Source organism: Paenibacillus sp. EPM92, assembly GCF_016586185.1.
Lineage (GTDB): Bacteria > Bacillota > Bacilli > Paenibacillales > NBRC-103111 > Paenibacillus_G > Paenibacillus_G validus.
Window position 1 is genome coordinate 1 of the sequence record NZ_BCPS01000100.1, and the last position, 22673, is coordinate 22673.

The window sequence follows — 22673 nt, forward strand, 5'->3', positions numbered from 1 at the left end:
ATAAAATCAGAGAAAAGCCGACAGAGTACGTGTAAGAGGATGTATCGCCATGAAATACGTCCACCTTCCACGTCCTAGGCAACGCTACACCAATAACTTGATTCATATTTACAGTTGTACCCAAAGCAATACCAGGATACAGCATATAACCAGATATACCTGTAGCGGTTATGGCCGTGGGTGTCGAGTTGAGGTACATAGTAAATCCCGTAACCGGATCGTACCCTGCTATCCGCAGAGTTAACCCCCCTGTTCCACTTGCCGCCGAGACGTATAAATGAATTAAAACACCCCGTGCATTGTAGTTGGTCTGCACAGGACTTGCTGTTATTGCTGTTCTCGGAGCACTCGCCAAAAGCGTACCCTGTGTGTTGTTGCGCCAATTATCCCATGTAGCCCCGTTATTCGCGAGCATGCCCGACTTAGTGACCATTCCGCTAACACTCATAGACCACGCATCACCACCCGCAGATCCGATGCTATTCGGAACATACAAAGTCCTGAAATTTGTACCATCTGTCCCGCCAATTAATATACCTTTTGCGGGTGCTGCCGCGCCACTCGTTCCTTCAACATTACTGCCCGCGATTTGCATATTGGGCATTATCTTACCATCACTCGGATTAATCGACATCGAGTGGCTATAATTATTTAAATCTGGCATCAAATATCAGCTCCTTTGTTTAGTTATTCGGCGGGTGGTGTCTCAGGTGCTGGCGGCTCGGGCTCTGGTTCTGGCACAGGCACAGGCATCAGCGCAACCGTCGCGTCATACTCGACCTGGGTGATATAGCCTCTGGATAGTGCGGCCCCGATCTGCTCCAACGTCAGCGTGTTCGCGGCATTCTGCATAACCGCATCGACGTACGTAGGGTGTACATTCGGCACGGTCGGGCCACGGTTTTCGTTAAGCTCATACGTGCCGTGTTGATACACACCTCGCGTATAAGAGTTGATTAGTACAGTTTTTAATTCTGCCATAGATTAGGCACCTCCGAGATAGTATTCTTCAAGAAACGCCGTAAAGTCGGCGTTCAAGCGCGCGACTTCGGCGTTCGCACCTTCAATTTGGCCCCGCAGTTGTGCGTTTTCCTGCTCCAGCCTGTCAACCTTATCCGGAAGCGTCTCTCCGCTCGGCTCCGGCTGCGGTATAGGCTCAAAGGTGATTTCACCGGTGTTAATGTCAACGTAGCTAACGTGACCGTCGCGGTATAACTCCGGCAGTTCGTCCACCAAAACAAACATTAACTCGTATTCCGGCTCGTCATCCTCCGGCTCTTTCCAGCCTCGAATGCGGCCTTTGGTGCCGCCGATGTAGTCGTAAAAAATGGCGTACATTCGCTCGCCGCCTCCCTTATCCGATAATGTCGTATTTGATTTGTAAGTTGCGGATTTGTATTGTTCCACCGCTGTCATTCGTGAGAACTAAGTATAAAGGTTCATTTGTACGCGTGTGGATTGTCTCTGAAAATGCCGTGAAAGCTTGGTTTTCTAAGGTGGTCATAACAGTAACAAAGTCGGTGAAATAGGACGGTAAGCCTATGTTGGTTCCGATAGGTGTGCGCCAATCTACGTCACCATTATTCGCCCGATTAGCAATGAAGTCGGTCGATTTTTGAATTATAAGTAACCGCCCGTCGGGCACACTTGTTGTCGCTATTTCGCCCGTTATCAGCAAGTCGCCAATACCTTTGGGTAAAATCTTACCGACTAGCATGACACCGTTGGAGAGTGATCTTGTCGTCGGTAAATCATCCTGTACTGTGTTACTTGCTCCTATTCTAAGCATACCTACTGGCCTCCATCCTCCTAATCCTGTCGTGTCATATTCCAGTACGCCGTTATTAACACGTGTCCGCGCCATCAACACATTGTTCCATAAATAACCTTTACCTGCGTTAAAATCGCCCGGAACATTCACCCGACCATCGTCCCTACCGATCCTCATACCCTCATCTATAAAATTACCATCATCAGCATAACGCCAAATAGCAAAGTCTGATCCGGTGTTCGCGCCTGTTTCATTGGCGGTTAAGCCGGTTGCAAAGCGTTTCGAACCATTTGTTGCCGCGAAAATATGATGCGGTGCGCCGCTTGGGTTTGTACCAATATTAGTTTGAACAACGCCAGTCAATGCGCCGCCAGTCTTGTCGTACTTGTCCGTCCCGAGCTTGAGTATGGACGCGTAAATAGAGTTAATGAACGCCCGCAACCCGCCGAGGATCGGAAACATGTCCGCAATCGTCCGGGCGTTTACGGCGACCGCCGAGCCGACGTTAGGCCAGTGTTCGAGCGTTGCGTCAACTACATTCGCGGTTAGCCCGTACTTGTCCAGCGCCAAATAGGTAACTGTGTACTCGGCGGTTTGGTCGTAGTCGGAGTTTGAAATATAAGCCATTCCAATTCCGTTTTTATTACTTGAATGCGTATAAATCGACCACTTTTTATCTTCGGTGCCGTTTTTGTACACCTTCAAAATTTTATCCGTACGGTTTTTCAACGGATTATCAGCAATACTTGCATTCAAACCCTTTTCGTTTATATACCAATTCTTGCTCACGCTATCCTGTTGCGGCGAAACTGGTTCCCGCACAATCACACCCTCGGCCATCTCCAGCGCATTACCACCTTGCTGCAACGTGATCGCGCCCTCGACAGTGACGATTTCCTCGACGGGCTTGGAGATTTGATAATTAGCTTCGCCCGCGGTCGGAGCATTCCCGGCATTAAAGGTAATCGTCCGATTTCCCGTACCGCCTTGCGTAAACTCTTTACCTGAGCCGCTTAATGTCGCTACTCTCTTGTAAATATCACCGTTTGTTTTGTCTTGGATGATTGCAGTATTGGCTGCCGCATCAATTGCGAGTGTGGCTGTATTTGATACGACGATAAGCGGCTCATCTGGCTGCATGCGTTTAAACTTGTACCATACGCCATCGCGCCTATAGAGCGAGTCACGTACGCTGCCGTCGATGTTAGACGCGAGCATAAGCGGCCTTCCATCGCTGTTGGAAACACCGTAAACGTAGTCATCCGCGCGCGGCTCAAAACTCGGCGGGAGGTCTGCTGCCGTGCCGAGAACGATCATAGGGTTGGAGAAGGTGAAGGTGCCAGCGCCCGTATTTGTAAAATAAAATCTTAGCTTTACTGTCGTTGCCGCTGTTGTGAAAGAGGTGACCATCGTACCGTTTGCGTTACTTGTCTCGTTAACAGCGTATTTTGTCGGCGCTCCGGAGCTATCCCTTTCATCGATGACGATTCTCCCGTTTCTGACCACGGATATCGAATAAATCGTGTTAGGAAGAACAGGCACATCCACAAAAGAAACTTGCCCGTCAGCCGTCGCATTCAGCGTCAATTTATACGGTTCCGTCGCAACCGCATTAGCATGCAAAGACGACGCCGGATCGGTAAACGGTGGAAACTGGTTGCGCCCAACCTTTGTAAGCGCCGGGTTGACAACGTGCTGGATGCCATCGACGTAAGGGATAAAATCGTCAATGCTCGGCGAAGTCGTTGCTGTGTACGTTGTGCCGATTGCGCTGTAGTCGGTAGACGAGAGTTCATAGAGACGGATGTCATCGAAGTAAGCTACGGCAGTAGTGGTTGCACCTGTCATGCCGATAGTGAGCCTGAACCCCGTCCCGACTAGCGTGTTAGATGTCGGAATCTTTACGTAAACGAATTGCCAAGAACCGACAGTTGCGCTGTCCGCAGTAGTCGAATACCTGTCCGTGGTTGTCCCGACATCCCGGAGGACTAGCCGGACATTGCCGGATGTGTACGATTCAATGAAAACCCATCCCGCTAAAACGTATTGTTTTGCCGTGTCTAACGGATAAGTATAATCTTTGTACGTATAACCGGCGTTGCTGCTCGTAGTTATTTTAAAGGAGTTGCTTCCGCTCTTTTTCTGCGTTGTCGATAACGACACGGTACCTCCGCCAACACTGGTAAACGGCGTTATACTCTCGCATCCACCATCCTTGCCGAGCAAGTTTACAAGTGTACGTCCGTAAAACGTCGGAAACGCTAGCCCCGTTTGCGTGGCGAGAAAGTTTTGCAGCGAGCGCTTGAGCGTGGCTACGGTGGAGGCTTTTTCGTTGTTGGCGTCTTCTATCCCGCCTTCCCAGCGGTTTATGTCATCATTCGATACGCCATCCTTTGGCTGCCAGTCTTTTTTTGCTAAAAACTTCATGCCTAATGTTCACCCCTTTATGCCTTAAGTCCTTTGATCTTAGCGCTCAGCGCACCGTCCCAGTTTACGTTTTGCCGGACAATGTAATATTCAGCCGTCGTCCCCTGATCGAACCCGGGAGCCGTAATTTTGTCCCCCAGCTGCAAGGAGACATGACCGCGCGTATCCATGTCGATGTCATGGCGAGGGTCTTTGTAAGCAGCAAGAATGGACGCCGATATCTGCTGCGCCCGATCGATCGTCTGAATGAAATCGTTGGAAATGTTCTGGACCAGCTTACCGTTTTCTTCGATGCTCGCCGCGTCTTGAGAAGTGGCGACCGATGCACCAGCAACATCGAGCTTTTGGCCGCTTACCGTAACGGCCGTGACGTTAGCGCTGCTGGCATTCGCATTTGAATAAGTGATCTCCATCCCCCACGCATATACCTCATGTGAGACGACAGAAACCCCGGCATCTGAAGATACCAGGGGGGAGGAGACGTTCACGCACGGAATGAAATTGAACTTGTACACTTGCTTTAGCGTTCCGCCAGCAGGAATACTCAGCACGTCGCTGCTTTGTAAGATCGTTTCGACAGGACCGGGAGCCCGCGGCAGCGACTCAACTTCTACATAGTTCGTCGTTTGTCCCCCGGCGAGCGGATAGTCCGCGTTGAAGATCGTTTCGTCGTCTCTGAAATCGAAAATGGCCGCTCCGGTTGTCCTTTGAGTCTCCAGCCTTACGATACCGTTTCTAGCACAGTAAAGGCGAGCTAATCCGGCTTCAGCGATCTGAGATAGTGCCTCTCTATGGCTCACGCGGTCAAACCACATATAAGGCACGATAATCGATTTTAGAGCGGGATCTATCCAATACTCCCGGGAGCTTAGCCCGAAGTCTTGGAAGACGATCTCGGCCATGTCGTAAAGGTTCTGATTGATGTAGACTTGGGACTTCGTGAAATCTTTCTGTCGCATCAGCTCCAGCCGGTCCCGCGCGGTTAGCTCTGCATAAATCTCATTCGTTGGGGCTCGCCATTCAGTTGTATAAAATACTCCTAATGGGTAGTAGGTGATGTTGCCATCCCCGTTCTGATCGACGCCAAGGAACGGCTTCACCTTCCGATTTTTCTTCAACTGCCCGTACAAAGGAGAGGACGAATTCCGCGGGTCGAAGTGCTTATCCGTGTTGTCCAGGCGAATGTCAATCTCGTTTGACGATACATTTCCAATCGGCAATGTGCTATCGTCAAACACCTGTTCCTCTAAGAGGTCGATATCGATGAGTCGGTCAGCGTCGTAGGTTTCTTTGACGCCCGTGTAGCACTCCAGGACCTTCGGGACAGACCCGGCCTTATTGATCCTCGTAATGGTCAGCTCCACCTTCGTTATGTTCCCGATCCCGCCCGGGATCTCTTTCAGCCAAGAAACCAGCGTATTGCCCGTTACGGTTTCCGTGTAGACCACAGCATTCGATGCGTTGTAAAGTTTGAATGTGAAGTCAACGGGGAAGTCATTCAGCAGGCTGTCTCCAACTACTTTCAAGGTATAAATCGCCCGGGCGTTGAAAGTCATAGTGATTATTGGCGCCGGACTTACAACTCCACTTGCGTCGGAAAGCGTCGTGCCCCACCATCCAACCTCAGCTTCTTGCGGAGTGGATGGCAGCGGGTGGAACGTGCCGTCAAGTTTATTGTTGTGCAAGGAAAAATATTTATAATCCGGCGTGTCGTATTCGTTCTTGACCTGATCGACAAAGGTGAATCGTCCGTTCTGTGTGGCCGAAGCAGCGAGCGATGTGTCGATGAACGAATCATTGAATGTGACTTCGACCTTGGCGAACACCTGCCTGGCGTCCGCCCTCATGATGGAGTTGACATCGGCCATTAGGCATTACTCCTTCCCTGCGGAAATAAAAAAACGCCCTGTTAAGGACGCCATGTTTGCTTATATTCATCAGCTATTTTCGGGATACTGTCAAACGGTACAGTATCAAATTCTATCTTCTCTACCGTTTGCCTTGTAAAAGCCAGTTGCATAACCGGCTTCACGGATACTTTCCCGTAATCGTCGACAAATCCGAGGTTCCATTCAATAACGGCCTTTTGCACGTCGGAGTTTTCGAAGATTGCAGGAAGAACCTCCTTAGTTTGAATCCAAATACTTTTTATCGTCAAGTTATCGGTAAAGTTGTCGTCGCCATGCAATCGCATAATAGCTATATTCCCTTGGTCTATGCCAAGCCCGATAATCCTCTTCTCACCCATATTCGTTTTACTGCCGATTGCTTTCTCCACCGAAGCTGCCACACGCTCGTTTAACGGTTTGGCGGTTGCTGGCACACTGTCTTCACTCATAAACGAATAAACCACTACGGTAATAACTACCACAGAAATAATATTCAAAACTTTTTTCATGGGCGAACACCCTTTCCAAATTTTTGTGTAATTAATTACGCCAGCATTTGGAAAAGGTTCCGCCAATCACTGCTCAATCAAAGAAAATTTTATATCCGTCCACTGCCAGATATCAGACCTCAGTAGATCCGATGGTATGGCCCCGGCGTAACATCTAGCTGTTTTGGCAGCTCCATTTTCCGTATAACCCAGCGTGAAGAAAGGGACTGCGGGGTTAAAGATCAGGTTGAGAATGTTGTCCAGCTCAGTTCCGTTTATGACGGAGTATTCCAGGTTGAACTCTCTTTTCTGCGCGATAATCTCCATTGTCATCTTGCCCGAAGACACCCGTCCCGATTTGGTCAAATTATATCGATTGATTCTGAATTTGGTTGGTGTTTTGATCGCCGTTCCGTTAATCGTCAGGCTCATCGATTACCACCCCTCGAATCATCTTCGAGTCGTACTATTTTTAGCGCTCGTTCAAGTGCCTTTAAATGGCGTTTATCGACCACTCCAATATAAACTTCTCGGCCATTGCCGCCGCCGGAGTCACCAGAACCACCTGATCCCATCGAATCAGCGATTGCAGAGGCAAACGGCTGCATTGCATTGCTCTCAAGCGGAATGATCGCTTCACGCCTCCCACGCTCGCCCACGCGAACTATGCTATCGTTTCCGATGATACCCCCACCGGCGAAACCTGTTACAGCGCCGCCCATACCGAGGCTTTCGAAATATTCCTTTAGCGCCTGCATTGCAGCCTTCCCTTTAGTAGCTGCTGCAGCGCCGCCGGCACCAATGGCACTACCGGCGCTGCCGACTCCGGGCGTTAGAACCTCCGGATGTTGACCAGCCCAAGTGGATAGTGGGTTTTTGCTAAGAGCATCCAGGGCTTTCAGTAAATCGCCAATGACAGGTACGCTCCTAGCTGCTAATGGTGCAGGGACAGGTGGTCCTTGGACAGGAGCCGTCTCCGGCACATATGGTCCCGGATAAGCCGGGCCATATACCGGCGCGGTTTGTGGCACCGGAACGGGCTGTCCCAATGCGCTCATCAATGACCTGTAAGTATCTTCAGTTGATTTTATGTCAGCATTGATTGACCTCGTTTTAACTCCGACAATCTCCGCTATTTTGACCCAAGCGGCTGTCCATGTCACTTCGGAGTTGGTTGCGTCATTAGCCATAGCAACGATAGATAAACCGATCAAGGCCAGCCCAAACGAAGTATAAGGCTGGTAGGCGTTGACGTTCTTTTGCATGTTGTCCAGCATCGTCTTGAAGTTTGAATCGGTCAAACTCATTTGTGGATGCAAGGCTAACATGGAAAGGCCGAGAAGGACTAATCCCCACGAAATGTACGGTTGGTAGCCGTTGAGGTTAGTCTGCATGCTGTTAAGCATCTCTTGGAAGTTAACCTTGGTGTCATTCATTTGCGGGTGAAGCCCGACTATCGACAAGCCAATCAGAGATAGTCCCCAGGAGATGTATGGCTGATAGGCGTTCAAATCGACCTGCATTTGATTCAGCATGGAAGAAAATGCAAGAGCAGTAATGGGAGCCGCCATTTCTACGCGACCCATAGATAAGGCCAACAACCCAAGCCCAAAGATCAGGTACGGACTGTAGGCATTGAGGTTTGTCTGCATGTCACTCAACATGGTGGCCCACGCGACTGAGGCGCCCTCACTTGATGGTTTCAATTCATCGAGCTTTTTCTTTAATTCATCAAGCTTCACTTTTATTGCATTTACTGCACCCGTAATCAAGTTTTGCGATGTTAACCAAGCCGTAGCAACTGCACCAGCTCCACCATCAGGAGGGGATGGCGGTGTGATTGTTGGCATTTTGATGACAGATGGTATTAATTTAATCTTATCTAACAACGATTGTATCCAATCCGTGCCGCCACCCGTGCTACCACCACCAGAACCGCCGCTTGGAGGCGTTGGTGGTGCAGGTATTGGTGGTATAGCGGAACTCGCATCGCCGCCTGCCTTGTCGGGAATAGAGTACACCTCGTCGAAGGATGCAAGGAACTTGTCAGCGTCTTTTTTCGCGTCCTGCAGGCTGTCGCCGACCCCGCCGATCGCTTTCATGTAGTCGTCGTAACTCTCCGTCAAACCTCCGACGGCGTCCGTCTGACTGTCTGCCCCTGCAGCGCTTGCGGTTTGGACGCCAAGGAATGATTTGATAGTATCCCACAGCGATTGAACCTTTTTCCGGGCCCATTCACTTTGAGAGCCTATGTACACCAATGCCGAGCCGAGCGCGATGAGCGGGAAGAATCTTGAGGCCACCATGAGCACGCCGCGGAGAACCACTCCGAATCTGCCAACTACAACCCCCACGGCTTTACCTGCCGTAGCAAGCATGCCGAACCCTTGAACGGCAAATGGCAGGACCGCTAACACAGCTCCAAGCGCAGCAGTCAGGCCAACAAGGGCGACAGCGGCCACGCCAAACCAAACAATATTGGTTTGTACGGAATCCGGCAGCTTTTGGAACTTTTCCAAAAGGTAGTTGATTCCATGCAGTATTTTATTAATCGACGGCAATAGTTTATCCGCTAACTGTGCGGATAGTTCCGCATATTTCGCCCGGGCAATCCGCGCTTGGTTAGCCGGCGAGTCAATCGTCCGCGCCATATCACCATGAGCCTTCTTTGTAGCCTCCATGATGATGTTATATCGGGCGATGACCTTCTGCTGCTCAGTCATTTCTTGGCCCGTCTTAATCAAGCCCATTTGAACAGCCTTGAGCTTCAGGTTTGTCTCGAGCAAGTTCACACCTAGTGCCATCATCGGCTCCGTCTCACCGACCATACCGGAGCGCAGCTTCTCGAACGCCGTCTTCGTATCGATGTTATGCAAGGACGAAAGGTCATAGGTGAGTTGAGTTAATCCCTTGGACATGTTCAGCGCGGCGTCCCCGCCGAAGCCGAGGGATTCGATTATCGAATACATGCCGGCGAGGTTATTTCTTACTTCATACTGATTCATTTTTAAGGATTTGCTCAATTCCATTGACCATTTACGGGCTGAATCGGCCATGTTGCCTAACACAACCTGAAATTTGTTTTCACTCTCCTGGGCATCCATTGCGAGCTTGATCATGTTTAAGCCGACTTCTTTTATGCCGTTAACAGCAAATGCCGATGCCAGCACTGCTCCCAAGTTCCGAATGGAGTTCGCAGCCCGGTCCATATGGCTTGAAACATCCTTGCCGAAGCGCTGCACTTCCTTTTTGGCGTTGCCCAGTCCACGCTTCAGGTCGTCCGGATCCGCGCCGATACGAATCAACAAGTCCCGCACTTTCATATTCCCTATTCACCCCCTGTCTGTTAGAAATCAGCCGATAGGCCTTTATTCATAGCGATTTGCCGCAATTTTTCCTTGTCATCCTCTGCTTGTTCTTGCTGCTTCCGCTTCTTTTCCCGTTCTTTCCAAGGTGGCTCGCCGATAAAGTCGGTAACCTTAAGCTTTTTCTTCTTCCCGCTGTTCACATTGACGATTGTAGCCGCGACCATGGCGTGATTTACACTTTCCTCGTATTTCCTGTCCTGGACCACTTCTTCAGCCTGCTCAAGGGCCAACTCAACGCCGGAGAGCGTGAATTCCTGCCACTCGCTCGGCTGCCAGCCAAAGGCAATGCTCAAGTTTATCGAAGTGGTTACGAACCATTTTTCGGAAGCGACGCGCCCAATTTTGTCAAGGACAGAATCGGTGCAATCAGCTTCTTCACGCCGAAAAAATTTACGTCAATCCATGTCTGAATCAATTCTTCGATCTCAGAAGGATAAGCTTCTTCGACATCAGCTTCGGACAACTCCGGAAAAAATTCCGCTGCTTTTTGTTGGAAAAGGGGAAAGACATCCTGGATATCTTTTAGATCGAGATTTTCAAGAATGCCCGAGACTTTTGGAAATATTTCATCGCGCAACTCTTTGAATTTGCGTTCTTTCACAACGATTTGTTTTCCGTTTACCGTTACAGTCTTCGATCTCATTCGTTACCCCGCCCTATAATAGATTTTTCCGCTGCCTTGAAAATCAATGGCCTCCGAAACCAGGTCATCGACAGGCGTTTCAATGCTATCCGTGTTAAGGATGCCGTATCCCTCGTACCGGTTCTTGCTTGGCCCGGCGTCAACATAGAGAACTAAAATAAGCTGCTCGTTCCCCAATTCGCTGAAAATCTCGCCGTTTGACCAATATTTCTCGAAAGACCCGGTAAAACCGCCGAGGCCAGAAACAAATTCGCGCCAGCCGCCAGATTCAAATGTTGTGGCGTCGTGCATTTCCCGTTCGATGTCAAGTGTCCAGCTGAAACCGCCGCCGATTTGTATAGGAGTAAAATATTTGCCAGAGACACGGAAGATGGCCGTGCCTTGGTCGGCCGAAAATGCGACAAATCCGCCGGCATGTTCTATCTCAAATCCCGTCGTTACGGTCGTCCAGTTCGTCCCGCCATTCGTGGACTTTTCCACGGTTACTGGTGTCTCATCGTCCCAATAACAAACGGCACGGTCGGTGACAAAATACCGCTTGTTGTCACCGACGTTGGTCATTGGCTTTTGGCTGAACGCCGTTGCCGTGCCGGCTGCTTTGTAGATTGCTCCGACAGCTCCGCTAACTGCCATTTATCACTCGCCTCCCTCAAAAGCCAACTTGCTTCCTCTTCCGCAAACTCCACAAACTGAAGGGGGGCCGCAATAAAGCGCCCCCTCTCGTCAACATGCTCTTCTTTGCCGATATATTGGAGTGTAATCATACGTAAGCCAGAGCCCCGGTACCTTGGATATCGAAGTTAGATGTAACGATGTCATCGACAGGCGTTTCAACATTCTCAGTGGAAACCAGAGCCGAACCGGTATAGTTGTTTGTCCCGTTCACATCAAGTTTCAAAGACAAGACAGTACCACCTAGGAGTGCGTCCTGGAGCGCTTTTTGCCCCGTTGTGTCAGTATTCACTTTCCATTTAGCCTCAAGCGATCCGGACCACTGTTTCAACCCTGCGATAAATGTACGCCATCCGTTACCGTCAAACGTGGTCGAATCCAGCATGTCTGCCTCAATGTCCAGCGTCCAGTTCGTGACCTCAGCCACTTTGACTGCGCCGAGGAATACCCCGCCGCCTTTACCCGAAATTGCCATCGGCTATCACTCCCGTTATTGTTTTTGTACTAGAATATCGAATGTCAAAATCGCATATCGCGTCGTTCCGTCATTATCGCGCTGCGTTTGAGCGCTTTTGTACTTCGTCATGACGTGCTCATAGCCGGCGATGGTCAATTTGGTGTCCACATCACCATCCAGCAGCTCTGTAATGACTCCGCCGATATCGATCGCCTCTTTAAATCCTTTATATCTGCTGCAAACCCAAATGACGGCTTCGACGTTCTCGCCGCCTCGGCCAAAGGTCTTGTAAGGCGTACTCGTAAACTCGCCGAAGACCACATAAGGGAATGCTTGGTCCTGCGGCACCTCGTCAAACACGCCTTTGACTTTGGAAATCAGTGTTGCATTGCCTTTGAGGAAGTTGTACAGTGCCGTTTGCGTAGGCATTATAGCCTTCACTTGAATCCAGCCCCTTTGACTGCTTTATTTATGACATCGACCATGCCGTCCTCGTACTTTGGCCCCTGCGATTCCCAAGCCGGCTGCACAAAAGGCTGCGGCTTAGTGGAGAATCTATGGCGAGGATCGTCGCTGGCCTTGGTTCCGTACTCCACAAACGGGGCATAAAACCGCCTTGGTCCGATCTCAGCGGACAGCTTGCCGCGGGTGAACTTGGCCCGAATGGACTTCCGGAGAGCTCCTGGTAGCTGTTTATGGCCGAATTGCTCCTTCACCTTGCCGTAAAACCTCCGGCCTTTGGGCGCCCTCTTGATCTCAGCTCCGCGGAGAGCGTACGCAGACCTTTGGACGTGCTTGCCGATCGCTTTACGAGCGTCCTCGCTGAGCGTTTCGAGCTTTCGAGATAGGACTTCGACGCCATTCACCCGAATCGTCACTTTGCTCATGGATTCTGCACCTCCACGCACATCAGGGCAAGTTCCCGGTTTCGCTCCTGCCAGTTGATCACAGCAGAGATCAGGAAAATGCGACTGCCGAAGTGTACGCGCATGTCCGGCGTAATCCCGGCACGATACCGCATGCGGACCTTGTGAGTGATCTCCGACTGGAGCTGCTGCGCTTGGAATAGCTCACGGCCACTGAGCGGGTTTACAGCCGCAAATACGGTCGCCACAGGCATCCAAGTATCCACGCTGCCGCCGGCGCCGTCGTCAACGCTCTGCAATTGGTTAATCGTGACCTTGTGCCGGAGCTCGCCCGTAAAGTTGTCACATTTTTTCATACCGGCACCACGCGATCGATCCATAACAGCGACTTAACCGCTTGTGGCGGATCGCACCCGGGAGTCTCAAACCATGCGTTGACGAGCAAAATGATGGCCTGCTTGACCGTTTTGGGAACTTTCGTAGCATCGTCGTATCCGGCCGTGTAACGAACCCTGATGCCGTTTGCGGACGCCAATCGCACCGACGGCCAAGACGCACCATGCACCTTTACAAGCCGCGCAGGCTCGGCGAAATCGTCAACCACGTAGTTCGCCGGTTGCCAGGTCGTTGTTACCCCGTTTTCGTCGATGTACTGGACCGAAATAACCGATTGGAGCGGCGGACGTGGCAGCTTGATCGTGCTTCTGCATGGCCACTCATCGAGCGCCATTTCAAGTGTCTGCGTCACGTACGCCCTGTTCTGAAACCCCTCGCACCACTCACGCGCTGCGGTGATCAGAGGCGCCAACGTGGCGTCAAAGGATGTATCGTCCGGATCGATTCGAAGCTGTGGCTTTACATCCTCCAGTGTCACCGGCTCAACGGCCGGCGGGGAAATTGTCTTCAATCCGGACATGCTCAATCACCTACTTTTGCAGGTAGGCAGCATATAGTGCCGCCCTCTTTTCTTCATTGCCGGCATCGCCCTCGATTTTCAGTTCCGTCAGTAGTTGCTTTTGAGCCTCCGCCTTCATTTCGTTGAAGGCTTCGAGAGTTGGTAATTCTGGTTCTGATTTATCGAAGACTGCGACTGGATCGAGAGGGGTTACATACTCACCGATTCCTTGAGAAACCACACCGGCGGCCTCTTTATCGTCTAAGGACAACATCCTCCCCGGCTTATAGTCCTTGTAGCGCGAGGTTAACATTACGTTTTGCACCAGATCACACCTCCGTTATAAAGAAAAGGACTGAAGCTTTCGCGCTCAGTCCCGTACATTGGTCAAGCTAAGCAATCACCGTCGGGCTTTGATCACCGGCGTAACGGGAGCCACTCAAAATAGCAACGGCCGACGCAATCACGCTATTTACGCCATTCGTAAGGCTGAGCTGTACAAATTGCTTGCCTTCCGACAAAGCTGCTCCATCCAATTCGATCACATAAAAAATGTTGTCATTGGCAGAAGGTGTATAGCCGGTGGCCAATACATCTTCACGAGCGCTTAGTGTATCACCGAGGGTTGTTTCCTCTTTGTAAATGCTGAATGGAATAGCTGCCGCACCAGCCCCGGCAAAGTTGGAACACTCATTCAGGATAATCTTCGTGAACGCCGCTGCACTGACGCCCACCTGTACAATGATCGTTGCATGCCCGTAGTTAGCCATCGAAAAAACAGCACCAGTCTTGCCGCCGGTGATATCAACAGGCGGCAAAAGATTTACGACGTGGCCAACTTCAGCAATATTGAAACCTCTCATATTTGGAAAACCTCCCGTAAATTGTTTGTCAAAGCACGTCAACGCCGAAAAAAGGCAAAATAAAAACGCCCTTAATCGGCGCTTGTTATATTCCGTTATTAGCGAGTGGCCAAAGCGACAAATGGAGACAAAGTGTTCGAACCTTTGAAAGGCGTTAACGGCTTGTTCCAAGTCGGTTGTCCGTCAACTCGATAGGTAAATTTGAACACCTGCTCGTCATACAAGAAACGAACATGTACGGAAACGTCTGATTTCATGCTGCCCTTGTCGATGATGAGGTATTGAGAAAAGTCGGCCAAGACGATATCCCCAACCGTCCCGAGCGTTTCACATTGCTCGAGCGGAATAACTGGGCGTCCGAATAAAGTGCTGTACGGAGATCCGGATACGCCGTTTGCCGGCATGTACACAGGAACGCCGCCACTGCCTACAACCAACGACATCGTATACAATTGAGGCTCGATGTCTTGGTTGATGTACCAAGCCGCATTTGCGCGGGAACGGGCCCATGCTCTTGCCCACATTTTGACGATGTTCTCAACGACAATAGTTCCTGCCTGTTGGCTGTTTTCTTTTACGACGGTGACGAGTGCCGGAGAATTCAAGATGCCAAGAGGTTGGCCTGCACCGGTACCGCGGAACATGGCGTCGTCGATTTTGAAGCCGAACTCCTCAGCAAAACCGCGCGAGATAACAGCGGCCAATGCCGAAGCATCCTGAAGAAGTTCATCGGTCGCGTAGCATGCACCAATCAATTTTTTCAGATTCAGATCAATTTGGCGGAACTTAGGCTTCGTAGCCGTGTATTGATCTGCCTCATTCTCCCAGTATGCCTGAATACCACCCCAGCGCGATCCATTTGTTCGACTAGATTCGTCGATACCGTTGATTTTCAGCCCGTTTGCATTTGTGCTAATTGGGATTCTTTCAGCTTTCGAAGCCAGTACGCCGGTATCGTACGCTCTTTGAAGCAATTGCGTTGTAAAGTCTTGTTGCACCAGGAAACCACCGTCGGACGGCACGCCTTCGGAAAGTCCTGTAGCAGCTTTTGTGGTTAAACGTGGGTCAATCGTGCCGCCGGGGGCTGCGGCGTTCTTAACAGCCAGTAATTGCTCGCCGAAGCTAGCCCAAGGCTTATCTTCTTCGCGGTTTTTGCCAACAACTACGCCGCCCGGGGGCTCATTACGGGCAGCAGCAGTCGGAACCGGCGATTGGAACTGTGCATTCAAAGCTGCGATTTCAGCCTCACGCTGTGCTTGCTTGTCTTCTGCTTCGATCTCAGCCTGTAACGCCTTCACTTCACCGTCCAAAGCCGCGTATTGCGCATCCTCTTCGGCAGTAAATACGCGATTTGCTGCTTTTGCCACGTTGATCAGGGCCATCATAGCAGCCACTTTTGCTTTCAATTGTTCTCGTTTGTTCAATTTATCCAGCTCCTTTAAATGGTTTGGTCAATCAAAGATAACCGCCGCATTTCCAATTCCAATCCAGATAGATCGGCTTTTGGCTGCGGCGTTGGTACTGCTGGTGGTTGATTTTGTGATCTATTCGCAAGCTGAGCTTTCAGCGAGTTAATTTCCTGCCATAGCGCAGCGGTTTCGGGATTAGGCTCACTTGTTTCAGCTTCTGGCAACTTAGGAGCGTTCTTAAACTTGCTCCAATCCATTTCGACGCCGTTAATGATGGCCTTTCCTTCTCGCAAGGAGGCTGCAATTGGCTGCGAATTCTCTTCTACACGTGTAGCGAACCCTTTTTCAACGGCTTGGGTAGCACTCATCCAAGTCTCTACATCAAGAAGAGCAGTCAATTCATCGCGATCAATGCCGGTACGGGCGACATAAATGTCCATCATGCTGCTACAAATCGCGTCGAGGTCATCGGCCATCTTACGGAAATCCTTCGCATTGCCCATGGCGATTGTCCAAGGATTATGAATCATCAGCATGGACCCGTTTGGCATAACGATCTCGTCCCCAGCCATAGCGATCACGGAAGCGATTGAAGCTGCAAGGCCGTCAACATAGACCGTAATTTTAGCCGAGTGGCGTTTAAGCATGGAATGAATCGCCACGCCCGCGAACACGCTGCCACCATTACTATTGATTCGGACTGATATTTCATCCACATCACCAAGCGCCTTGAGCTCGTCATTGAATTTTTGCGGCGTGACTTCGTCACCCCACCAATCATACGTGCTGATATCGCCGTAAATCATGATTTCAGCAGTCTTGGCCTGCATCTTCTTCATTTTCCACTTCATTTTGTTGGTTCACCTCCCTTCGGGCTTGGTTTTGGCGTTGGTTGGTCGGCATATGTGTAGTTTGTCGGCATCCAGTATTTCGTGCCGACATCTCCTCCGATCGGGTTCATATCCTCGAGCTCACGGATGTCATCGGTATTCATCCATCCATCGAGTTTCGCGATGTGATAGGCCTCGTAGCGGCTTTTAATATCTCCGCGCAGCAAACCATTCACCATAAATTTGGTGAACAACCTACCTTGTTCCGTGTCATTAAGGAGACGCATATCCATGCTTTGCTCCCAACGAGTGAACCACGGCAGCATTGTGTTCTTCACGAAGTCGAGCGACTGCTGTTCAATGTTGTTGTTGGTTGATCGCTCCAGGTCGGCGATCATATGCGGTGGAATATGGTAAAAACGCGCAATATCGGTGATTTGGAACTTCCGCGTTTCCAGAAACTGTGCTGTTTGCGGCGGGATACCGATTTGCTGGTATTTCATACCCTCTTCGAGGATCATCAAGCGGTGTGCATTGCTCAACCCTTGATGCATTTCGTTAAAAGATTGGCGAACATTTTTGCGGCCGGGCTCTCCTAACGTTCCAGGATGCTCTAGGACCCCGGAAACTACGGCGCCATTACCAAAGAACCTCGCGCCGAATTCCTCAGCCGCAAGTCCCAAACTAATTGATTGAGCGGCAATATCGATCGGATTGTACCCAACGAGACCATCAAAACCGAATCCCGGGATGTGCAATACGTTTTTGAACGGAAGAGTAACCGTCTCACCATTGGAAAAAGTCGTTTGATACTTCAGTTCTTTCGTATCCGGATCCCGAAAAGGTCTCGTCCTGTCTGGACGCAGCGGCCAAAGTGCGACCACTTCGCCATACCCGTTAAATTGCTTCTCGGCATAGGCATTTCCCCATAGACCGAGGTGACCCTGCAGCGTCTCCCGAAAACTAAAACTCGTCATTTCAGGATTTGCAACGCTATGCAGCACGCGGTGAAGACTATGGTCCGGCGCGCGAGCTTTTCCTCCTGTCGGCAGCGTCCTGTACACGTTTAACGGTAGCGTCGCAATGGTCTGGGCAATGATATGGACGCATGCATACACGGCCGTAAAGGTCAGTGCGCGGTCTTCAGACAACGGAATGCCCGTATGTGTTTGGCGACCGATAAACAGGTCCTGCAGCCATTGTTTAGTAAATGGCCACTGCCCCGTGGACGACCCTTGCGCCTTCCACATTTTAGATAGGTAACCCATTAGCCTCTACTCCTTATTGCGCTTATAGCGAGGATAATAGCACCGACAATAATCAGCGCCCATGGTGGCGAGAGCCACCAGAGTCCGCAGCCAAACATCAAAAGCCCGATCAGGCCGACAGCGTCGTTCCAATCAGGCAAATTCGAGTTCTCTTTCACAGGGTTTCGATCCCCCTTTGCGTGTAAATTGATGGTTTCTTTTCTGTATGGATCATCGCTCTTGCATGCGAGTCAATCACGGCTGCAGCCGGATCGATCCGCTCGGTAGATTTATCTTTATCCAACATGATATTTTCATTGTGGTCCTGCCTGACAACTGCATTCGACAAGGCCCAACGAAGGACAGGGTTCCGGTCATGAATAATCCTGCGGGAATACACCATGTCCCTAAAATCTTTGGTCGGACCGGATAGAGTCTGATAACCCTGCCTAATCTCAACCACCTCGTACCCTTTGTCCTGCAGACCGATCGCAAATTGAGTGGAGTTGTACGGGTCGCAGCATACCTCCCTGATTTTCCAGCCCTTTTGTTCGGCCTGCTTTAAAATGTACGCCTCAACAAACTCATAGTCAGTAACACTGCCTGGAGTTGTCGTTATCCAACCTTTATCAACCCACAGAGCGTAAGACACATTATCAGTTTGTGTTTTGGCCTGCAGCGTTTCTTCCGGTATGAACGAATGCGATAGAACAGCGTACCTGCCGTCATCCAGCGGGAACTCGAAGGCCACGCTAGTAAGATCGATCTTCTTGGCTAAGTCAACCCCGACGAAGCACTCTTTCCCGGTCAAGTCAGGCATTGGATTTTCATCACTTGCCCCGCACTCATCCCACCGGTTCAAAGGTATGAACCCGTTCTCCTTCTGGTCAACCCAGATGTTGAAGTTCTTCGTGAGAACGCCGCGCCGCTTTTCGGGCATCTCCTGAGCGATCTTCAGCTCACCACGGAGATATTTGATGCCATCCTCTGTGCGGGCAAGCAACGGATTGCATTTGATCCAGTTCGATTCATCATTGATGTCGTCGTCCGCGTCCATCTCGGCAATGTAAATAAAGTATTCTTCGTTCTGGAATACTCCCTCGAGAACCTGTTTGCAGTACCTATATTCGGCGTAACAAGGACCGGATAAGTTAAATCCGGCCGTTGTGATAACGAACATCAGCCACTGCCGGCGCATCCCCATGCCAGAGATAAGGACGTCGTACATGTCGCTTGTCGGATGCGCGTGGTACTCATCCAAGATACCGAGGCTCGGATTGAACCCGTCCATCTTCTTTGTTTCTCGAGACAACGGTAGCATCTTTCCGCCATTGGTCAGGTGGAACATTGTGTTTCTCCGGGTTTTGATCTTGGCCTTGAGCTTCTTGCTCTGCTTGACCATAGCCTCAGCCGCGTCATAAACGATCTTGGCCTGATCCCTCTGAGTTGCCGCTGTGTAAATTTGGGGCCCGCCCTCGCCATCTGCCGCGAACATAAAAAGGCCCACAACGCTCAGCGTGGTGGACTTAGAATTTTTGCGAGCCACTTGCTCATAGACTTTTCGGAAACGCCGCAGGCCCGTGTCCTTGTGGACCCAACCAAAGACGCTGCCGATAATGAACTGGAGAAAATCATCCAAGATGATCGGATCGCCCTTTTTAACTGTGAGCCCGTCTTCAATATGCCGGCAATACTTCTCAGCAAACCTAAATACCTTGTTTGCCTTCTCCTCATCAAACACATACGGGAACTCGTCCGTTCCCTGACGCTCTAGATCGCCCATATGACGCTTGCAAGCCAAGGTGACGTATTTACCCGCAATAATACTTCCAGCGATAACATCGGCCGCGTAGCGCGTCACCGGATGCATTTTAATCGAGGTCGTCGTCATCTTCGTCATCTTCGTCGTCTTTAGGCTTAGCAAGACGGGCGCGGGCTGCTGGAGATAACCCAAATTCAGAGCAAAAAGATTTAAATTGAGTAGCATACTTTTGGGCGATAGCAACGTTTGGGTTGGGCACCTTGTTTACAGCGCCTATTGCGTTTTTGTGTTCGACGACAAGCCCCTCTTTTTTAATGTCTTTAGATGCCTTGACATATTTGGAATATGCGTCGCACGCTAGAGCCAGGGCATAGACATCAACATTTGTAATGAGGTCCACCGCTGCCAGTTCTTCCATGATCGATTCCCACATTTTTTTACCTACAGCGTCAAGCCACGTCGGGCGCAATATGTTGTCACTGGCGGGCTTAATCGCATCTTCCGCTTCTTGCCTCGCCTTGATTTGCGCTTTTGAAAGTTTCGATTTATTGCCGCTTGCAAGGTGTGCAGCTGCAGGTTTGTTTGGTCTGCCCGCCACTACGACCACCACCTTTCCCCCGAGTTTACAAAAGGCTAGAGCAATTTCCCGTATTTTTTGCACACGTTGTTGGCCGCCGGTCTAGAAATTGCTTGTGCCGGAGGATTTTGCCCCCCCTACCCCCTCCGTGGGGGAATTTCGAGTAAACGCACATCCGACACCTCGAACGCCTTAGAATTGATTCTAGGAGGTCGTTTTCTCGTACAAAGGAAAGTTAGCGTACACTTCCTGCTCATTTAATTTTTTTGAGTTTTGAATAGGGACGATAGGACCGCTGCACAGAGTACACGTGGTTCCGTCATACTTAGTTCCTTCTCCAAAAACTTCATGCTCACAATCCAAGCATTTATATGTCATCTTCATCTACCAAACCCTCCATCCTCATTCACCGTCTTCCTTGAGTGGCAGGAACGACAAAGGGCCTGATGATTCTCCTCTTTCCAGAAGAGCGAATCCTTAGGCCCTGACACAGCTATGATATGGTCAACGTGTTCGCCTGCAGTGATGATTCCCTTCTTCTCGCAATCAACACAGAGCGGATTCTTCTTAAGGAATCGCATTCTGTATTGCTGCCACTTGTAATCATAGCCTCTGCTGGCTGCTGTCCCTCTCTCTTGCTGGTACCGCTCGTCCTTCTGCTTCTTATGCTGAGGGCAATACCTGTTATGTGTAAGCTCCGGGCAGCCCGGTTGGTTGCAGGCCCTCTTCAGTTTTTGAGGCATACAAAGCACCTCCAATCGGTGGTATTTATACGTACTTAGTAACAAAGGTGGTGTTTAAAAAGAAAAGGGGCTCATAGTCGCCCCTCTGCCTAACGGCATTCACCCGCCCTAGATCATCGTCTGAAAACCGCCGATGACCGATATATTTTCGAACCTTATTTTTTAAATCGCGATAAAACATAAAAAACCCGAGCGAGAACATGTGCCTCGATACGGGTTTCGATAATCGTATAAATTTGAGCAAGACCGCACATTGCTGCGCTCGTGCTTTAAAAGAATATGTACTTAGTTACTAGAGAGGAATAACACCATTATACAAACGGGTCAAAAAACAGTCAAGTCCGGTGTTTAATCAATTTCAGTCTAATAAGAACATCCATTCTACATCAGACGAGTTCTCGCTTGTTCTATCGCTGTTTTTCCCAAAGACTCAAAATAAGCATCCAGCCTCGCCTCATGCAGCTCTTTCATCTCGCGGCCCTTTGCACATTTGCAGAATCCATCTTTGCTGAATAGGTGACGTCCGGAGTTGCTGCAGCCTTTGCAAGGCATTGATTTATTGCATTCTTCCACACACGGCCAGACGCAACCATCCTCATCTTCAAATTCTCCTGTATCTCCGCACCATTGGCAGTTTGCATTCGGATAAGGCTTGTATTCTTCTATGTCAGTGGTAACAGTAACTGTATCTATAAACCATCATCTCCCTAAACCAAAATAAGCGCATGTATTATACTTCCCGCATGCGCATCGGGGCAGGCACCCTGTGGATGCTGTTTAGGTTTGCGGCTCTCAGAGCTATTGCTCCCAGCCGACTTCCAATGACCGCTTCCCGACTCATCGGGAGCAACCTGCCCTGCCTACCCGCAGGCACGTCTGCATAGTGCTGTTTTTGGCACTCCAACGGATAGGGCTTACTGGAACAGGGATATATGTGATGCGCCGGAGCGCAGATCACCGTTTATAAACGTGGGCAAGGATTTGCACCTTGCATGGTTGCTTTCGGGGAGCTACCCTCGATCGCTTGGACGACACAACCTAAGCTTTAGCGTCTACCTATTCCGCCACCACGTTTCCGGCAATAAAAAAAAGCACCGCGGTGGGTGCTATTCTTTCTTTTCAGGCAGTTCTTTTTTCTTTTTTTGATCCTCTTCTTCTTTTTGTTTAAGCTTCTTTTTCGCCTCCGCATCAGCTCGGTCTCTTTGATCAATGATCGCCATCTGTTGACCGGTCAAATTCCTTGCGTCATATCTGAAACCCAATTAACTCACCCCCTCAACATTAAGTCTATGCTGTAGGAGGAAGCTTGTCAGTATGGTTTAACCTAAAGATTTCTTTATCCGCCTCTTGCTTACGCGGGCGGCAGTGCGCCTTCGATCCGCACCTTTGCTGCTGAAGTCGCAGTCGAAAGGAGGCGCAGCCTGTTTACCCTTATCCTTTGCCCCGGATGAGGAAAGATACATAGGCTGCCTTTTAGGGAGATGCGGAGTAATCGAATAATAGGAAAGGCACCCTCGGTTAGGAGAGTGCCTGTATAAGCGATGCAGGAGAAGCGGTAGCGAATCGCTTCTCTACGTGTCCGACCTCATGCCCGAGCCGGTTGGGGTGTTGCTCAATTTCTTACATTTACAATATAACACGGGAAAAGGACCGCGTGGGGTTCAACAATTCCCGGCAATGGTTCAGCATGGGTGCATTTTTTCATATAATTTTCCTATAATAAATCAATCAAAATTCATTAGTTAATTATGAAATACTCATTAGTA

The 22673-nt window shown here is 50.1% G+C and carries 25 protein-coding genes; all 25 read right to left on the minus strand.

Annotation, left to right across the window (positions count from 1 at the left end):
- Positions 1-664, minus strand: a 664-nt coding sequence (locus JMF85_RS24950) for a hypothetical protein (protein WP_201319130.1), incomplete at its 3' end; no start/stop codon positions are given.
- 23 nt (positions 665-687) lie between these two features.
- Positions 688-981 carry a hypothetical protein gene (locus JMF85_RS24955; protein ID WP_201319131.1) on the minus strand — a complete coding sequence of 98 codons (294 nt, stop codon included), beginning with the start codon at positions 979-981 and terminating at the stop codon, positions 688-690.
- Between the two features lie 3 nt (positions 982-984).
- Positions 985-1338 (minus strand): bZIP transcription factor, encoded by a 354-nt coding sequence (locus JMF85_RS24960; RefSeq protein WP_201319132.1) that lies wholly within the window; start codon positions 1336-1338, stop codon positions 985-987.
- 16 nt (positions 1339-1354) lie between these two features.
- Entirely contained in the window at positions 1355-4198 is a 2844-nt protein-coding gene (locus JMF85_RS24965; protein ID WP_201319133.1) for a hypothetical protein, read from the minus strand.
- A gap of 17 nt (positions 4199-4215) precedes the next feature.
- Positions 4216-6066: a hypothetical protein gene (locus JMF85_RS24970; RefSeq protein WP_201319134.1), complete on the minus strand. Its 1851-nt coding sequence runs from the start codon at positions 6064-6066 to the stop codon at positions 4216-4218.
- 41 nt (positions 6067-6107) lie between these two features.
- A complete protein-coding gene (locus JMF85_RS24975; RefSeq protein ID WP_201319135.1) occupies positions 6108-6596 on the minus strand; it encodes a hypothetical protein in 489 nt (162 codons plus the stop codon).
- A 66-nt stretch (positions 6597-6662) separates the two neighbouring features.
- Complete coding sequence (locus tag JMF85_RS24980) at positions 6663-7007, minus strand: hypothetical protein (protein WP_201319136.1); 345 nt, start codon at positions 7005-7007, stop codon at positions 6663-6665.
- Positions 7004-9898 (minus strand): phage tail tape measure protein, encoded by a 2895-nt coding sequence (locus tag JMF85_RS24985; RefSeq protein ID WP_201319137.1) that lies wholly within the window; start codon positions 9896-9898, stop codon positions 7004-7006. Before JMF85_RS24985 ends, JMF85_RS24980 begins: the two co-directional genes overlap by 4 nt.
- Positions 9899-9921: 23 nt before the next feature.
- The gene (locus JMF85_RS24990) at positions 9922-10236 is read right to left on the minus strand and encodes a phage tail assembly protein T (RefSeq protein WP_201319138.1); all 315 of its coding nucleotides are present in this window, start codon (positions 10234-10236) and stop codon (positions 9922-9924) included.
- A 14-nt stretch (positions 10237-10250) separates the two neighbouring features.
- Complete coding sequence (locus tag JMF85_RS24995; RefSeq protein ID WP_201319139.1) at positions 10251-10544, minus strand: hypothetical protein; 294 nt, start codon at positions 10542-10544, stop codon at positions 10251-10253.
- A 45-nt stretch (positions 10545-10589) separates the two neighbouring features.
- Positions 10590-11219: a phage tail protein gene (locus JMF85_RS25000; RefSeq protein WP_201319140.1), complete on the minus strand. Its 630-nt coding sequence runs from the start codon at positions 11217-11219 to the stop codon at positions 10590-10592.
- A gap of 127 nt (positions 11220-11346) precedes the next feature.
- The gene (locus JMF85_RS25005; RefSeq protein WP_201319141.1) at positions 11347-11733 is read right to left on the minus strand and encodes a phage tail tube protein; all 387 of its coding nucleotides are present in this window, start codon (positions 11731-11733) and stop codon (positions 11347-11349) included.
- A gap of 15 nt (positions 11734-11748) precedes the next feature.
- Positions 11749-12156 (minus strand): DUF3168 domain-containing protein, encoded by a 408-nt coding sequence (locus JMF85_RS25010; RefSeq protein WP_201319142.1) that lies wholly within the window; start codon positions 12154-12156, stop codon positions 11749-11751.
- Positions 12153-12602 (minus strand): HK97-gp10 family putative phage morphogenesis protein, encoded by a 450-nt coding sequence (locus JMF85_RS25015; RefSeq protein WP_201319143.1) that lies wholly within the window; start codon positions 12600-12602, stop codon positions 12153-12155. The genes JMF85_RS25010 and JMF85_RS25015 overlap by 4 nt, the downstream gene beginning before the upstream one ends.
- Entirely contained in the window at positions 12599-12937 is a 339-nt protein-coding gene (locus JMF85_RS25020) for a phage head closure protein (protein WP_201319144.1), read from the minus strand. Before JMF85_RS25020 ends, JMF85_RS25015 begins: the two co-directional genes overlap by 4 nt.
- Positions 12934-13497: a head-tail connector protein gene (locus JMF85_RS25025; protein ID WP_201319145.1), complete on the minus strand. Its 564-nt coding sequence runs from the start codon at positions 13495-13497 to the stop codon at positions 12934-12936. Before JMF85_RS25025 ends, JMF85_RS25020 begins: the two co-directional genes overlap by 4 nt.
- Positions 13498-13507: 10 nt before the next feature.
- Positions 13508-13801: a hypothetical protein gene (locus JMF85_RS25030; RefSeq protein WP_201319146.1), complete on the minus strand. Its 294-nt coding sequence runs from the start codon at positions 13799-13801 to the stop codon at positions 13508-13510.
- A gap of 67 nt (positions 13802-13868) precedes the next feature.
- A complete protein-coding gene (locus JMF85_RS25035; RefSeq protein ID WP_201319147.1) occupies positions 13869-14339 on the minus strand; it encodes a hypothetical protein in 471 nt (156 codons plus the stop codon).
- Between the two features lie 98 nt (positions 14340-14437).
- On the minus strand, positions 14438-15763 hold the full coding sequence (locus JMF85_RS25040) for a phage major capsid protein (protein ID WP_201319148.1): 1326 nt from the start codon (positions 15761-15763) through the stop codon (positions 14438-14440).
- 14 nt (positions 15764-15777) lie between these two features.
- Positions 15778-16599 carry a head maturation protease, ClpP-related gene (locus JMF85_RS25045; RefSeq protein WP_201319149.1) on the minus strand — a complete coding sequence of 274 codons (822 nt, stop codon included), beginning with the start codon at positions 16597-16599 and terminating at the stop codon, positions 15778-15780.
- On the minus strand, positions 16596-17846 hold the full coding sequence (locus JMF85_RS25050; protein WP_201319150.1) for a phage portal protein: 1251 nt from the start codon (positions 17844-17846) through the stop codon (positions 16596-16598). The genes JMF85_RS25045 and JMF85_RS25050 overlap by 4 nt, the downstream gene beginning before the upstream one ends.
- Before the next feature lie 154 nt (positions 17847-18000).
- Complete coding sequence (locus JMF85_RS25055; RefSeq protein ID WP_236595989.1) at positions 18001-19725, minus strand: terminase large subunit; 1725 nt, start codon at positions 19723-19725, stop codon at positions 18001-18003.
- Entirely contained in the window at positions 19697-20194 is a 498-nt protein-coding gene (locus tag JMF85_RS25060; protein ID WP_236595990.1) for a phage terminase small subunit P27 family, read from the minus strand. The genes JMF85_RS25055 and JMF85_RS25060 overlap by 29 nt, the downstream gene beginning before the upstream one ends.
- A gap of 350 nt (positions 20195-20544) precedes the next feature.
- A complete protein-coding gene (locus JMF85_RS25065; protein WP_201319151.1) occupies positions 20545-20907 on the minus strand; it encodes an HNH endonuclease in 363 nt (120 codons plus the stop codon).
- A gap of 1106 nt (positions 20908-22013) precedes the next feature.
- Positions 22014-22169, minus strand: coding sequence for a hypothetical protein (locus tag JMF85_RS25070; RefSeq protein WP_201319152.1), 156 nt, complete (start codon positions 22167-22169; stop codon positions 22014-22016).
- Positions 22170-22673 lie beyond the last annotated feature (504 nt).

Bases quoted from the DNA above. Each gene is read 5' to 3' on its own strand.
- JMF85_RS24980 (WP_201319136.1), bottom strand. From the start codon at position 7,007: ATGAGCCTGACGATTAACGGAACGGCGATCAAAACACCAACCAAATTC.
- JMF85_RS24970 (WP_201319134.1), bottom strand. From the start codon at position 6,066: ATGGCCGATGTCAACTCCATCATGAGGGCGGACGCCAGGCAGGTGTTC.
- JMF85_RS25045 (WP_201319149.1), bottom strand. From the start codon at position 16,599: ATGAAGTGGAAAATGAAGAAGATGCAGGCCAAGACTGCTGAAATCATG.
- JMF85_RS25035 (WP_201319147.1), bottom strand. From the start codon at position 14,339: ATGAGAGGTTTCAATATTGCTGAAGTTGGCCACGTCGTAAATCTTTTG.
- JMF85_RS25015 (WP_201319143.1), bottom strand. From the start codon at position 12,602: ATGAGCAAAGTGACGATTCGGGTGAATGGCGTCGAAGTCCTATCTCGA.
- JMF85_RS24965 (WP_201319133.1), bottom strand. From the start codon at position 4,198: ATGAAGTTTTTAGCAAAAAAAGACTGGCAGCCAAAGGATGGCGTATCG.
- JMF85_RS25050 (WP_201319150.1), bottom strand. From the start codon at position 17,846: ATGGGTTACCTATCTAAAATGTGGAAGGCGCAAGGGTCGTCCACGGGG.
- JMF85_RS25025 (WP_201319145.1), bottom strand. From the start codon at position 13,497: ATGTCCGGATTGAAGACAATTTCCCCGCCGGCCGTTGAGCCGGTGACA.
- JMF85_RS25020 (WP_201319144.1), bottom strand. From the start codon at position 12,937: ATGAAAAAATGTGACAACTTTACGGGCGAGCTCCGGCACAAGGTCACG.
- JMF85_RS24985 (WP_201319137.1), bottom strand. From the start codon at position 9,898: ATGAAAGTGCGGGACTTGTTGATTCGTATCGGCGCGGATCCGGACGAC.
- JMF85_RS25000 (WP_201319140.1), bottom strand. From the start codon at position 11,219: ATGGCAGTTAGCGGAGCTGTCGGAGCAATCTACAAAGCAGCCGGCACG.
- JMF85_RS24955 (WP_201319131.1), bottom strand. From the start codon at position 981: ATGGCAGAATTAAAAACTGTACTAATCAACTCTTATACGCGAGGTGTG.
- JMF85_RS24960 (WP_201319132.1), bottom strand. From the start codon at position 1,338: ATGTACGCCATTTTTTACGACTACATCGGCGGCACCAAAGGCCGCATT.
- JMF85_RS25065 (WP_201319151.1), bottom strand. From the start codon at position 20,907: ATGCCTCAAAAACTGAAGAGGGCCTGCAACCAACCGGGCTGCCCGGAG.
- JMF85_RS25005 (WP_201319141.1), bottom strand. From the start codon at position 11,733: ATGGCAATTTCGGGTAAAGGCGGCGGGGTATTCCTCGGCGCAGTCAAA.
- JMF85_RS24975 (WP_201319135.1), bottom strand. From the start codon at position 6,596: ATGAAAAAAGTTTTGAATATTATTTCTGTGGTAGTTATTACCGTAGTG.
- JMF85_RS25055 (WP_236595989.1), bottom strand. From the start codon at position 19,725: ATGACGAAGATGACGACGACCTCGATTAAAATGCATCCGGTGACGCGC.